General features: G+C 34.7%; 12 protein-coding genes. 11 read left to right on the top strand and 1 reads right to left on the bottom strand.

Translation table 11 applies throughout. The annotated features are described in order from the left end of the window. Positions 1-250: 250 nt before the first annotated feature. A complete protein-coding gene (gene rsmA / locus BA768_RS13535; RefSeq protein ID WP_065721178.1) occupies positions 251-1021 on the bottom strand; it encodes a 16S rRNA (adenine(1518)-N(6)/adenine(1519)-N(6))-dimethyltransferase RsmA in 771 nt (256 codons plus the stop codon). A 91-nt stretch (positions 1022-1112) separates the two neighbouring features. Here rsmA and BA768_RS13530 point away from each other — a divergent pair, with 91 nt between their 5' ends. From BA768_RS13530 to BA768_RS13475, 11 genes are all read left to right on the top strand, one after another. Next, positions 1113-2009 carry a cell division protein FtsX gene (locus BA768_RS13530; protein WP_034678724.1) on the top strand — a complete coding sequence of 299 codons (897 nt, stop codon included), beginning with the start codon at positions 1113-1115 and terminating at the stop codon, positions 2007-2009. 2 nt (positions 2010-2011) lie between these two features. Beyond that, entirely contained in the window at positions 2012-2308 is a 297-nt protein-coding gene (locus tag BA768_RS13525; protein ID WP_065721177.1) for a DUF3098 domain-containing protein, read from the top strand. Between the two features lie 97 nt (positions 2309-2405). Then, positions 2406-3224, top strand: coding sequence for an undecaprenyl-diphosphate phosphatase (locus BA768_RS13520; protein WP_065721176.1), 819 nt, complete (start codon positions 2406-2408; stop codon positions 3222-3224). Between the two features lie 254 nt (positions 3225-3478). Then, positions 3479-4177: a tRNA pseudouridine(55) synthase TruB gene (truB, locus tag BA768_RS13510; RefSeq protein WP_065721174.1), complete on the top strand. Its 699-nt coding sequence runs from the start codon at positions 3479-3481 to the stop codon at positions 4175-4177. Continuing rightward, positions 4174-4749: a hypothetical protein gene (locus tag BA768_RS13505; RefSeq protein ID WP_065721173.1), complete on the top strand. Its 576-nt coding sequence runs from the start codon at positions 4174-4176 to the stop codon at positions 4747-4749. Before truB ends, BA768_RS13505 begins: the two co-directional genes overlap by 4 nt. Further along, the gene (gene rluF, locus BA768_RS13500) at positions 4749-5471 is read left to right on the top strand and encodes a 23S rRNA pseudouridine(2604) synthase RluF (protein WP_065721172.1); all 723 of its coding nucleotides are present in this window, start codon (positions 4749-4751) and stop codon (positions 5469-5471) included. The genes BA768_RS13505 and rluF overlap by 1 nt, the downstream gene beginning before the upstream one ends. A gap of 173 nt (positions 5472-5644) precedes the next feature. After that, positions 5645-6451, top strand: coding sequence for a hypothetical protein (locus BA768_RS13495; RefSeq protein WP_123947120.1), 807 nt, complete (start codon positions 5645-5647; stop codon positions 6449-6451). An 18-nt stretch (positions 6452-6469) separates the two neighbouring features. Continuing rightward, positions 6470-7312, top strand: a complete 843-nt coding sequence (locus tag BA768_RS13490) for a hypothetical protein (RefSeq protein ID WP_123947119.1) — start codon at positions 6470-6472, stop codon at positions 7310-7312. Between the two features lie 2 nt (positions 7313-7314). Then, a complete protein-coding gene (locus tag BA768_RS13485; protein WP_123947118.1) occupies positions 7315-8142 on the top strand; it encodes a hypothetical protein in 828 nt (275 codons plus the stop codon). 265 nt (positions 8143-8407) lie between these two features. Continuing rightward, positions 8408-10195, top strand: coding sequence for a 30S ribosomal protein S1 (gene rpsA / locus BA768_RS13480; protein WP_034678708.1), 1788 nt, complete (start codon positions 8408-8410; stop codon positions 10193-10195). A gap of 167 nt (positions 10196-10362) precedes the next feature. Further along, a complete protein-coding gene (locus BA768_RS13475) occupies positions 10363-12963 on the top strand; it encodes a T9SS-dependent M36 family metallopeptidase (protein WP_123947117.1) in 2601 nt (866 codons plus the stop codon). The last annotated feature ends 8 nt before the right edge of the window (positions 12964-12971 follow it).

Raw genomic sequence — 12971 nt, 5'->3', positions numbered from 1 at the left:
TGATTAGATTTTTAATATCCAAACCATCAATAATGCTTGAAACTATTTTCACAGGATGCTTTTCATCAATCAACTCCGATAAATTCGGAGGAAAAAGTAAATTTTCTTTGGGATTGTAATCTTTAAATACTACTTTTGAATTAGTTAACACAAAGCAAATTACAAAATTTGCAACTATTAGGAAAGCTCAGGCTTTCCTTTTTTGCATTAAAAAGGCTGTCTCTCTTTTGAGACAGCCTCTTTTTTATTTTTATTGATTTTCTTTCCAAAGTTGGGTGAACGAAATAAAATCTGTCACGCTCAGCTCTTCTGCTCTTTTGTCTAAAAACGCATGAGCTTTTAAGGCTTCAGGAATGTTTAAAACTTTCAAGGCATTCGAAAGTTTTTTTCTTCTCTGGTTAAAACCTGCCTTTACAATTTGTTTAAAAAGGATTTCATTTCCTGCATGACCTTCTTTAGGATTTCTTGTCAGTCTGATGACTCCCGATTTTACTTTTGGAGGCGGATTGAAAACATTTTCGTGAACTGTGAAAAGATAGTTTACATCATAATAAGCCTGAATTAAAACAGATAAAATTCCGTAATCTTTCGTTCTTGGTACAGCAGCTGTTCTCTCTGCAACCTCTTTTTGAAACATTCCCACCATTTCAGGAATCTGTTCGTAATGATCGATAATTTTAAAAAGAATCTGTGACGAAATATTATAAGGGAAGTTTCCGATAATAGCAATTTGCTCTCCATTCAAATCTGCAAAGTCATGCTTCAGAAAATCGCCAACGAATGTTTCTTCTTTAATTTTATCGTAATTCTGCTTCAGATATTCGATAGATTCTGTATCGATCTCAGCGAGAAATAATTTTTGTTCTTTTTCAATCAGATATTTGGTAAGAACGCCCATTCCCGGACCTACTTCAAGTACGTTTCCGTAGTTTTCAAAGCTTAGTCCTTCTACAATTTTCTTTGCGATATTTTCATCGGTCAAAAAGTGCTGACCGAGATGTTTTTTTGCTTTTACACTCAATGTTTTTTATGATTTTGTTAACAATGATTTTCTTTAATTCGTCCCAAATTTCGGAAGATTTTTTCTATTTTAGCCAAAAATTTTAATATTAATGGCTAAATCTGTAGATGAGTTTAATAAGAAAAGGCTTCGGTCCAGCAATATTACAGTCGTAGTAAGTATCGCTTTAGTATTGTTTTTGTTGGGATTGATGGGGCTTATTTTGATCAATGCACAAAAATATTCAGACTATTTGAAAGAGCAGCTTGTAGTGAATGCTTATTTTGATGAAAACTACGATATTAAAGATTCAGCTAAAATAGCGAAACAGGAAGCCGTTGCCGTTGAAGTGATCAAAGGAATGGAGTCGGTGAAGCGTACTACTTATATTTCAAAAAAACAGGCTTCTGAAGAAGCGAAGAAAAGTTTGGGCATCAATAGTGAAGCTCTTTTTGAAGAAGATATTTTCCCCGCTTCTGTTGAAATTGCTTTGAAACCTCAATATACGGATTCTACAAAAATTGGTGCGGTCTTGAAAGATATTAAAGCTGTTCCGGGAATTGTGGATGTTAAAAACGATTCAGATTCACAAAAAATCTATGATAACCTGAATAAAATTTTAAAATGGATTCTTGCATTCTGTGTTTTATTCTTGATTCTTGCTATCGTATTGATTAACAACTCTATTCGTTTGAAGGTTTTCTCCAAACGATTCATTATCAAAACAATGCAGTTGGTAGGAGCGAAAAGGAGATTCATTTTGACCCCGTTTATCAAAGAAGCACTTATTTTGGGACTTCTCGGAGCGGTAATTGGCCTTTTGGCGCTTTTCGGAATCTGGTATTATTTCACAACAACCATAAAGACTCCTTTTGTACAAGACACCAACCAATATGTTTGGCTAGTTGTTTCAATCTTTGGAGTGGGTATTTTTATTACAGTATTAAGTACAATTATTGCAACATGGAGATTCTTGAGATCCAACGTTGACGATTTATATTATTCTTAAAAATGAGCAAAAAAACAAATAAATTTTCGGCATCAGATTATGGTAACGAAACAGAAATTTCCAAAGAAAGCAATTTTTACTTCGGTAAAGAGAATTTTAAATGGATGCTGATCGGTCTTGCCTGCATCATTGTTGGTTTTCTTCTGATGATGGGACCCGATGCAAATACAGTTGACGGAAAGCTGGATCCCAATGTGTGGAACGACGATATTTTCTCGATCAGAAGAATCAGGATTGCTCCATTGTTGGTTGTCATTGGTTTCGCCATTGAAGTGTACGCAATTTTAAAAAGAAAATAAAATACTCTTATCAATAAAGATTAAAAAATTAAAAGATTTGAATACCTATTTGAATCTTTTAATTTTTTAGTCTTTTAATTTTTTTTAACTCAATAAAATGGATTTAATCAAAGCAATCATTATTGCCATTGTAGAAGGACTTACAGAATATTTACCGATTTCATCGACCGCTCACATGGGCTTTACTGCCAATCTGATGGGCTTGAAAGAGGATGAATTTCTAAAAATGTTTCAGGTTTCCATACAGTTTGGAGCGATTTTGTCGGTGGTTGTTGCCTATTGGAAAAAATTTTTTGATCTCAAAAACCTTCAGTTTTACTATAAGCTTGCTTTTGCGGTGATCCCGGCTTTGGTTTTAGGCTATATTTTCGATGATAAGATCGAAGCAGTTCTTGGAAATCAGATTGCGATCTCATCCGTTTTAGTTTTAGGTGGGGTAGTTTTGCTTTTTGCGGATAAATGGTTTAAAAATCCTGTGATCAATGACGAGAAAGATATTTCGATTAAAAAAGCAGTAACTATCGGTTTTTGGCAGTGTCTTGCGATGATGCCCGGAACGAGCAGAAGTGCGGCTTCGATTATTGGTGGGATGACACAAGGTTTAAGCAGAAAAGCAGCGGCAGAATTTTCATTCTTTCTGGCGGTTCCTACCATGTTGGCGGTAACTGTTTATTCCGTTTTCGTAAAAACGTGGGGTAAAGGAACTCCAAACGAAAGTAAAGGTTATGAAATGATTCTTGAATCTCAGGATCACATCACCATTTTTATCGTTGGGAATGTTGTTGCATTTATTGTAGCACTTATCGCCATTAAAGCATTTATAGGTGTTCTAAACAAATATGGTTTCAAACCTTGGGGATGGTATCGTATTTTTGTAGGAATTGCATTGCTGATCTATTTTTATTATTTCAAATAATATCATTAATCATTACCAATTACACATTATTTATGTTTATTTGGGCAGCAATTTCCGCCTTCCGCTCCCGCTTTTTTGCCTCCGCTTCGCTACAGCAAAAAGAGCTCCGCTCAAGTCGGGCTGCAAGAAAGTCAGAATAAGAAATTTTTAATAAAACTTTAACTTGAGCTTCAATAATCTCAAACCTCAAACCTCGAATCCCGAACCTCGAACCTCGAATCTCGAACCTCAAATTTCAAATTTCAAATATCCCAATGACCGCAGAAGAATTACAGTCAGGACACATATTTTTATTAGACAAACCGCTGGATTGGACTTCTTTTCAGGCGGTCAATAAAATGAAATATAAGCTTAAACGTGAATTTAATCTTCCTAAAAAGTTTAAAATCGGTCATGCCGGAACTTTAGATCCGAGAGCAACAGGTTTGTTGATTGTCTGTACCGGGAAATTCACAAAAAAAATTCCGGAAATTCAGGATGCTCCGAAAGAATATTGGACGGAAATAAAAATAGGAGTTCAGACCGAATCTTACGACACCGAAAAACCAGAAATCCTTCATCAGGATTTTTCAAGTGTTACTGAAGAGGATGTGAAGAATACATTAGACAAATTTTTAGGTGAAATTGAACAAAAACCGCCTATTTTTTCAGCCATAAAAATTGACGGTGAAAGAGCCTATAATTTAGCAAGAGCAGGAGAAGAAGTCGAAATGAAGTCCAGAAAAACGACCATTCATTATATAAAAGATATTGAAATTAATTTTCCTTTGATAAGTTTTATGGTTGGTTGTTCAAAAGGAACCTATATCAGAAGTTTAGCGCACGATATCGGTCAGGAATTGGGCGTTGGAGCCTATTTAACACAATTAAGAAGAACGAAAATCGGAGACTACCATGTTGACCGTGCAACGTCCGATTTTTTAAATAACGACTACAGATTTGAAATCTTATGATTAAAAATTTATTTATTTTATCCTTTCTTATTCTCTCAATTACCGCTTTTTCTCAGGTTGATACGGGGAAGAAAGAAAAAATGGGCTTTTATGTAAATCCATCAATCAACGCAGGTTTAAATTTAAAGAAGGAGCCTGAAATTCCAAATACAACTCAATACATTCAGCCCGAAAGAGTGAGGAAGTTTACTTATGGCATTACCGCTGTTGGTGGTTATAATTTTCTTCCTAATTTTGCACTGGGAACGGGTTTGAAGTATATGTATGCTGAAGATAATTTTCATCTGATGTATTGGGTGATTCAACCTAAAGTTATTTTCACTCCCGGTGATGAAGCTTTTTATATTGATTTAAATTATGGGAAGCAATTAAATAATTCTGCTGTTTCAAATTCTGAATTTTGGGGCGCAAGATTAGGAGTTCAGATGTCTTACTCAAAAAGGCTAAGCCAAGAAGGTGGTTTGTTTTTTGAAGGTCATAAATTGGGAGGAAATAATCCTTTTTTTTTAGGCTTAAGCTACGGAATTACCATTTTCAGTAATAAGAATTATACAATAGAAGGAATAGATTAATGGAAAAGACACGTATCAATAAATATCTTTCAGAAGTTGGGTATTGCTCAAGAAGAGCAGCCGACAAACTCTTGGAAGAGGGCAGAATTACCATTAACGGTAAAATTCCTGAGCTGGGAACAAAAGTTTCAGACGAAGATATAATAGAAGTTGACGGGAAAACTATTCGTGATTCTGAAGAAAAACCTGTCTATATCGCTTTTAATAAACCTGTTGGGATTGTCTGTACTACAGATACCAAACGAGAAAGAGATAGTATTATAGATTTTATCAATCATCCAAAAAGAATTTTCCCGATCGGAAGGTTAGATAAACCCAGTGAAGGTTTAATCTTGTTGACAAGCGACGGAGATATTGTAAATAAGATTCTAAGAGCAAGAAACAACCACGAAAAAGAATACTTGGTCAGAGTTGATAAGCCCATCAATCCTAAGTTTTTAGAGAAAATGAGAAATGGTGTTCCTATTTTGGATACCGTTACCAAGAAATGTGAAGTTGAAAAAATTGATGACATGACATTTCGTATTGTTCTCACCCAAGGTCTAAACAGACAGATTAGAAGAATGTGTGAATATCTCGGATACGATGTAAAGAAGCTGAAACGCATCAGAATAATGAATATTAAGCTGGATTTACCCGTTGGAAAATGGAGAGATCTCACAGATGAAGAAATGAAAAATCTGAATTTTTTATTACAGGATTCCAGCAAAACTTTCGAATAATAATTCTCCTGAAAATGACTATAAATAAAAGTTGCTTTATTGATTCTTTCAATAAAGCAACTTTTATTTATAAATTATTTTGCACATAATAGAATTAAGTGTATATTTGTTGGGTAATCAAAGTAATATTTGAAAAAGCTTTAAGCCTGATTATAAACACAAATGCATTCAAGATGAAAAAAAAGTTTCTATTGATGGCAGCTTATAGTTTGCTGTTTTTTAAGAATTATCAAGCTCAAGTAGGGATAGGTACAACTACGGTTGAAAATGATCTTTTATTGAAGATTTCTTCGGTAAATAAAGGGGTTCTTATTCCCAATCTTGCAATTCCTAATCTCAATGTTGCTAGTCCTGTGAGTTCTCCGACCTTAGGTTTACTTGCTTATAATAATTATAACGGTAAAAAAGGTTTTAATTTTTGGGACGGAAATAAATGGAATGAATTGGTAGATTCGAGAAATATTTATTCTGTTTTAGGCTTGACAATTTCTTACAGTACATCAAACTCGTCACCTACAAGTATCACAACTCTTTCCGGAGCATTGAATTATGCAGAAAACTCATTGCCCGGTACAATCTGGACTGAAGTTCCCGGTCTTGCAAAAGATATTACCATTACTCAGAGCAACAACAGTATTTTTGTTATTACGGAAGGCATGGTACAGTCTAATAATACGATTGCAAGCAGAACCAATACCTTTACTTATGCTGTAGGGATTTTTGTGGATGGCAAATTGGCCGGCGTAAGAAACTACTCAGCCAATTACGGTAAATCTTATCAATATGATTTCTTCTCAATAAATACGTTGTTTAAAAACCTGAGCTTAGGTAATCATACAATAAAAACGTATGTTACAGTGAGAGTAAATAATTACTCCAATGCTTCTTCGTGGAGATTTGGAGGGGTTGCAGATACTTCTTCGGTGAATGCAGATATGTCTAAGATAAATATGTTTATTAAACTAACAGAAAAATCGTAAGATAAAATACAAGCACAAATGGAAAAGTTATTTTTTAGTTTAATATTGATCTTTTTTTGGAGCAAAATTTTTGCTCAAACTGGATCGGTTGGGATTGGAACGAGTTCGCCGAATTCATCAGCAATATTAGATATGGTATCTTCTGATAAAGGAATTATGCTTCCTCAGATTTCTCTTAATCCTTCCAATGTTTCAGATTACAGTTTTATGGCTTCCGCACCTACAGAATCACTTCTGATATACAATACGAATACTGGTTTTCCGGGTGGAAGAGGAATTTATTATTGGGATGGTGCAAGATGGAGCTATTACTTCAATTCGGCTAATATTAATCTTTTACTAGGCATCACAAAATATTATTCAAAAATTTATAATTCGGGAACTTCTACAAATGTTTATAATTCAGATGCAACTTCAGTTACTTCTTTCGTGAATGGAAGTTCACTGTCTTCTCCGTGGCTTGAGATCACCGATGGTTCAACTTTAAATTTTACGGTCGACAGACCAGTGAATAACATAGTGGTTACTTTCACAGGAATGCTTCAGCTCAATAATACTTTATCAGCAGGAAGTAATTTAACTTATGGACTGGGAATATTTATCGACGATAAGCTTATTTCATCTAAATCTGCTTCGGTGAATGTAGATAATACGTGCGCTTTCCAGGAATTTACTATTACAGGATTAAAAGATAATCTTTTGATAGGTAATCATACCTTGCGATTGGCGGTCATGAACAGATCAAGCACAACAACTGCGGCAGTTTCTTACGGACAAAAGGCAGCCGGCTGTACAAATATTTCTAGCGATGAAACAAAAATAAGTGCTATTGTTTTAATTAATCAACCTTTACCTTATTAATTATGAAACGATCTATCAACCTATTTATTTTAATACTGTTTCCCACGTTTATGTTTTCGCAGGTTGTGATGACAGATAAAGCTCAGGCAATTATAGATAAAAGTGCTATTTTAAAACTGGATTCTGATAAAAAAGGAGTTTTGTACCCAAGAATTCCCTTGACTTCCAATACAGATATTACAACTGTTGCGAATCCTCAAAACGGGAATATTGTATTTAATACAAATTCTACCTCAACACTTCCACAAACCGTGGCTTATTTTGATAGTGGAAAATGGAATGCACTCTATACGAAAGAACATGTAGTTTCTAAACTTGATCTGGTAAGCGTAAGTGCTGTTTCTTCACCCGGAAATATTACAATTACTGGTTTCACTCCAGGAGCCATTTCTTTGGGAACTGGAACATCCGGCTGGACTTCTTTAGGAATTGCTGATACAAAAACGTTTTCGAGATCAAAAAATTCTCTGGCTTTTACAATTGAAGGCATGACGCAGCTTGACAAAAGTACAGACCAGTTTTATGAATATGCAATTGGAGTTTTTGTTGATGATAAGCTGGTTGTAGTGAGAAAGTATCATAAGCAGGCGGAAGCATTTACTTGTTCTTGGCACAAATTTATTCTAAACGGAGTGGTGAATGATTTGAGTATAGGAAATCATACAATAAAAGTGATGGCCAGAAATATCTCTTCAACAACAAATTCTTCTACACAACAAATTGTTTATGGAGGAGTTGCGAGATACGAAAATGGAAATCCTTGCGATAATATGAGTAATTTTTTATCTAAGATTTCTCTAAGTACTACGGTAGTAGAGTCTCTGAATTAGAGATTTTACATGATTTGTGTTTTTTTGTGAGGCTGTCTCAGGAGACAGCCTCTTTTGTTTTACTAACGGTTTGAAAATGAAAATATATTGAATTAATAAACTTTTGAATTTTTATTGTTAAAATAAAAAAATATCGTACTTTTGCAGTCACTTTTTGTGGGAAGGTTTGAAAAGTTAAATTATTATAAATTAATTACTTCCGTATTTTTTAAATCCACATTTATTCAAACCATTAAGAAAGAAGGAATACAAATTTTATTAGAAAATGTCAAAAGAGACAAATTCAGCAGAGGTTATTTTAAACCAAAACGTAGCACCAGAACAATTTGATTGGGATTCTTTCGAATCAGGTCTTGATGCAGATGCGAGAAAAGAAAAAAGCGATTTAGAAGAAATCTACAACGGATCTCTTAACAACCTAAGCGATAACGACGTTTTAGTTGGTAAAGTTGTAAGATTAACTGACAAAGAAGCTATCGTAGACATCAACTTCAAATCTGAAGGTGTTATTTCTCTTAACGAATTCCGTTACAACCAAGGCCTAAGTGTAGGTGACGAAGTTGAAGTAATGGTAGACAGAAGAGAAGACAAAACAGGTCAGTTACAATTATCTCACAGAAAAGCTAGAACGCTTAAAGCTTGGGATAAAGTAAATGAGCTTCACGAAACTGGAGAAATTGTTAACGGTTTTGTGAAATCTAGAACTAAAGGAGGTATGATCGTTGACGTTCACGGAATCGAAGCATTCTTACCAGGTTCTCAAATTGATGTTAAGCCAATTAAAGATTACGATCAGTTCGTAGGTAAAACTATGGAATTCAAAGTTGTGAAAATCAACCCTGAGTTCAAAAACGTAGTAGTATCTCACAAAGCATTGATCGAAGCAGATATCGAAGGTCAGAAAAAAGAAATCATCGCTCAGCTTGAAAAAGGTCAGGTTCTTGAAGGTACTGTTAAGAATATTACTTCTTACGGTGTATTCATCGACTTAGGAGGTGTTGATGGATTGATCCACATTACAGACCTTTCTTGGTCTAGAGTGAACCACCCATCTGAAATCCTTGAGGACGGACAGACTGTAAAAGTTGTTATCCTTGACTTTGATGATGAGAAAACAAGAATCCAGTTGGGTATGAAGCAGTTAGAAGCTCATCCTTGGGATGCTCTTTCTGCTGATATGAAAGTTGGTGACAGAGTAAAAGGAAAAGTAGTAGTTCTTGCTGATTATGGTGCATTCGTAGAAATCGCTCCAGGTGTAGAAGGATTGATCCACGTTTCTGAAATGTCTTGGTCTACTCACTTAAGATCTGCAGGTGATTTCGTGAAAGTAGGTGATGAAGTAGAAGCTGAAGTACTTACTTTAGATAGAGAAGACAGAAAAATCTCTCTTGGTATCAAGCAATTAAGCAAAGATCCATGGGAAAATATCGAAGCTAAATATCCGGTAGGATCTAAGCATGTAGGAACTGTAAGAAACTTCACAAACTTTGGTGTATTCGTAGAGTTAGAAGAAGGTATCGACGGTTTAATCTACATCTCTGATCTTTCTTGGACTAAGAAAATCAAGCACCCATCTGAGTTCTGTGCAGTTGGTGACAAATTAGATGTTATCGTTCTTGAATTAGACATCCAGGCTAGAAGATTATCTCTAGGTCACAAGCAATTGACTGACAACCCTTGGGATGCATTCGAAACTAAATATGCTGAAGGAACTGTACACACAGGAACTGCTGTAGAAGTTCACGATAAAGGAGCTTCTGTACAATTCGAAGATGCTGAAGTTGAAGCATTCTGCCCATCAAGATTATTAGAGAAGGAAGACGGATCTAAAATCAAGAAAGGTGAAACTGCTGAGTTCAAAGTAATCGAATTCAACAAAGAATTCAAGAGAGTAGTTGTTTCTCACACAGGTATCTTCAGAGACGAAGAGAAGAAAAATGTGAAAGAATCTTCTTCTAGAAATGTAACTTCTTCTGGTAATGAAGAAAGATCAACTCTTGGAGATATCGATGCTTTAGCAGAATTGAAAAAGAAAATGGAAGGAGGTAAATAATCCACCAGACTTTTTTGAAATATGAACCACTCGAAAGAGTGGTTTTTTTATTTACTATTTTGATGTAATCTGTTAGATTTTCTTATTTTATTTATTTTATGAATAATGTAAAAATATTATATTTTTATTATGGTTTTAATTGTACATTTGCGCCTTTAAAAGTGAAAATGAAAAAAGTAATTCTGCCTCTTGTTATTGCTGTTTTTACAGCGGTGCCTTCAAAATCATTTGCTCAGACGAATGAAATACTTATAAAAAATTATATTTCTCAAAATAAGTCGAGAGAATATAAAAAATCAGATCTTAATCAATTTATTATAGAAAATACAGATTCTTCAAAATCATTAAATGGTGATATATTAAAGATTCAGCAGACTTACAACGGTTTTCCTGTATATGGTACAATTGCTACCACATTGATTAAGAATAATAATATAACTTACTTTACAGATAATTTTATAAAAGATTATAAGACTTCATCACCTGCAACTGCCTCATTAGATAAAAAAGCAGCATTAGATAAAATTTCGGCAGATCTTGGTAAGAGTGAAATTTCAGAACTTCCTATTTTAGATTTTTTTCAGAAAGGAGAAAATAAACATATTGCTGCTAAACAAAGATTGGTATATGCAATAGATGAAAATGAAAATCTACAATTTGCTTATGAATATTTAGTTCACGAGCCAAAAACTTCTAATCACTGGAATTATGTAATTGATGCTCATTCAGGAAAGATAATCAATAAATTAAACCTGAATTTATCTTGTAATTTTCACGAAGAGGCTTATTCGCATGACTCGCAGATTTTAGCTTTACCACAAAATAAAGATTATTATCCGGTTGTAGATAATAAAAATTTGCTTCTAATAGCGGATAATGCTTCATATAATGTATTCAAATTACCTATAGAAGCACCTACATTCGGATCTCGAAGCTTAGTTACGAATCCTTGGATTCTTGCTTCTTCACCGGAAGGATGGCATTCTAACGGAACAACACATTATACAATTACAAGAGGAAATAATGTGTATGCTTATGATGATAAAGATGATGATGAAACGACATTTGGAAGCTCTCCAGATGGTGGTACATTACGTAATTTTGATTTCCCATACAGCGCAAGTGCGAAAGCAATTAATAATTTACCTGCATCAACCACCAATTTGTTTTACATAAGCAATATGGTGCATGATGTATTCTATAAATTCGGTTTTACTGAATCTGCCAAAAACTTCCAGAGCAATAATTTCGGAAACGGCGGATTAGATGATGATGAGGTTTTTGCACAATCCCAAGATGGAGGAGGTTACAATAATGCTAACTTTGCTCCTTATCCGGATAATTATAATCCGGTGATGCAGATGTATCTGTGGTTGGGATCAAATAAAGTGATGTTTTATAATGCTCCTACCGATGCAGTTTCTCGTACTGTGATTGGAGGGCAGGCTCAGTTTGGCCCTGGTCTTAATGATGTCGGAGTTACCGGAGAAGTCAAATTTGCAAGCAATATTACTGGTTGCACAGCATTCCCGGCTGGAGAATTTACAGGAAAAATTGGACTGATTGAAAGAGGTGGTGGTACAAACTGTGCTTTTTCTGTTAAAGTAAAAAACGCACAAAATGCAGGAGCAATTGGAGTTATTGTTTATAATGATACGACGAATGGTTCTAATTTAGGAAATATGGGCGGAACAGATACTACAATCACAATTCCTTCTATTCTGATTACCAATGCTGAAGGAGAGTATATCAAAACAAAACTGTCTTCAAATATTCCGGTAAATGTTGATCTGAGAGTAGACGCTAAGTATGACGGAAGTTTTGATAATGGTATTGTTACTCATGAGTACGGCCACGGTATTTCAAACAGATTAACGGGAACGGGATATAATTGTTTAAATGCAGGAGCAAGTAGAGAGCAGATGGGAGAAGGTTGGTCAGATTTTTTTGCATTAATGCTTACCAATAAACCAGGAGATAATGCTTCTGTACCAAGAGGAATGGGAACTTATCCTATCGGTCAGTCTATAACAGGAGGCGGAATCAGACCTGCAAAATATTCACCCGATTTCACGATTAATGATTATACTTATACCGATACCAATGGTATGGAATACAACAATGGTTCTGCCATAGTTCCGGATGTACATTCAATTGGCTTTGTATGGGCAACGATGCTTTGGGATCTTAATTGGGAATATGTTGCAAAATATGGCTATGCTTCTGATGTTACTGCAAATACAACGAGCGGAAGCGCGAGAGTGCTGCAATTAGTAACCGATGCTTTAAAACTACAGGCATGTAATCCTACATTTGTAGACGGTAGAAATGCAATTTTAACTGCAGAATTGGCAAAAACAAATGGTGCAGACCGATGCATGATCTGGAGAACTTTTGCGAAAAGAGGATTAGGTGTGAATGCATCTGCAGGACTTAAAACTAGCATAAATGATCAGGTTCAGGATTTTACAGTTCCAGCCGATTGTTTACTTTCTACATCAGAGACAAACAATGTTAAAAATGTTGGAATTTCAATTTATCCAAATCCGGCGAAGAATGAATTCTATATCAATTTCCCGAGCAATACTTTAGGAAAAGTAAATGTTGAAATTTACGATATGTCAGGAAAATTGGTTTCCTCAGAAAGTAAAGTTTCTCCGGAATCGAAAAAGGCAATCTCTACAGATAAATTGATCAACGGAACTTATCTAGTAAAAGTAAAAGGTTTAGGAATCGACACAACTTCAAAAGTGATTATAAGCAAATAAAACTTTTT

This window comes from Chryseobacterium sp. CBo1 (assembly GCF_001693475.1).
GTDB lineage: Bacteria > Bacteroidota > Bacteroidia > Flavobacteriales > Weeksellaceae > Chryseobacterium > Chryseobacterium formosense.
The sequence above is the reverse complement of the archived record's forward strand: the minus strand, read 5'-3'. Positions and strand labels throughout refer to the sequence as shown.

Excerpts from the sequence above, each read along its gene's own strand:
- BA768_RS13530 (WP_034678724.1), top strand. The coding sequence starts at position 1,113 with ATGGCTAAATCTGTAGATGAGTTTAATAAGAAAAGGCTTCGGTCCAGC.
- BA768_RS13525 (WP_065721177.1), top strand. The coding sequence starts at position 2,012 with ATGAGCAAAAAAACAAATAAATTTTCGGCATCAGATTATGGTAACGAA.
- BA768_RS13520 (WP_065721176.1), top strand. The coding sequence starts at position 2,406 with ATGGATTTAATCAAAGCAATCATTATTGCCATTGTAGAAGGACTTACA.
- truB (WP_065721174.1), top strand. The coding sequence starts at position 3,479 with ATGACCGCAGAAGAATTACAGTCAGGACACATATTTTTATTAGACAAA.
- BA768_RS13505 (WP_065721173.1), top strand. The coding sequence starts at position 4,174 with ATGATTAAAAATTTATTTATTTTATCCTTTCTTATTCTCTCAATTACC.
- rluF (WP_065721172.1), top strand. The coding sequence starts at position 4,749 with ATGGAAAAGACACGTATCAATAAATATCTTTCAGAAGTTGGGTATTGC.
- BA768_RS13495 (WP_123947120.1), top strand. The coding sequence starts at position 5,645 with ATGAAAAAAAAGTTTCTATTGATGGCAGCTTATAGTTTGCTGTTTTTT.
- BA768_RS13490 (WP_123947119.1), top strand. The coding sequence starts at position 6,470 with ATGGAAAAGTTATTTTTTAGTTTAATATTGATCTTTTTTTGGAGCAAA.
- BA768_RS13485 (WP_123947118.1), top strand. The coding sequence starts at position 7,315 with ATGAAACGATCTATCAACCTATTTATTTTAATACTGTTTCCCACGTTT.
- rpsA (WP_034678708.1), top strand. The coding sequence starts at position 8,408 with ATGTCAAAAGAGACAAATTCAGCAGAGGTTATTTTAAACCAAAACGTA.
- BA768_RS13475 (WP_123947117.1), top strand. The coding sequence starts at position 10,363 with ATGAAAAAAGTAATTCTGCCTCTTGTTATTGCTGTTTTTACAGCGGTG.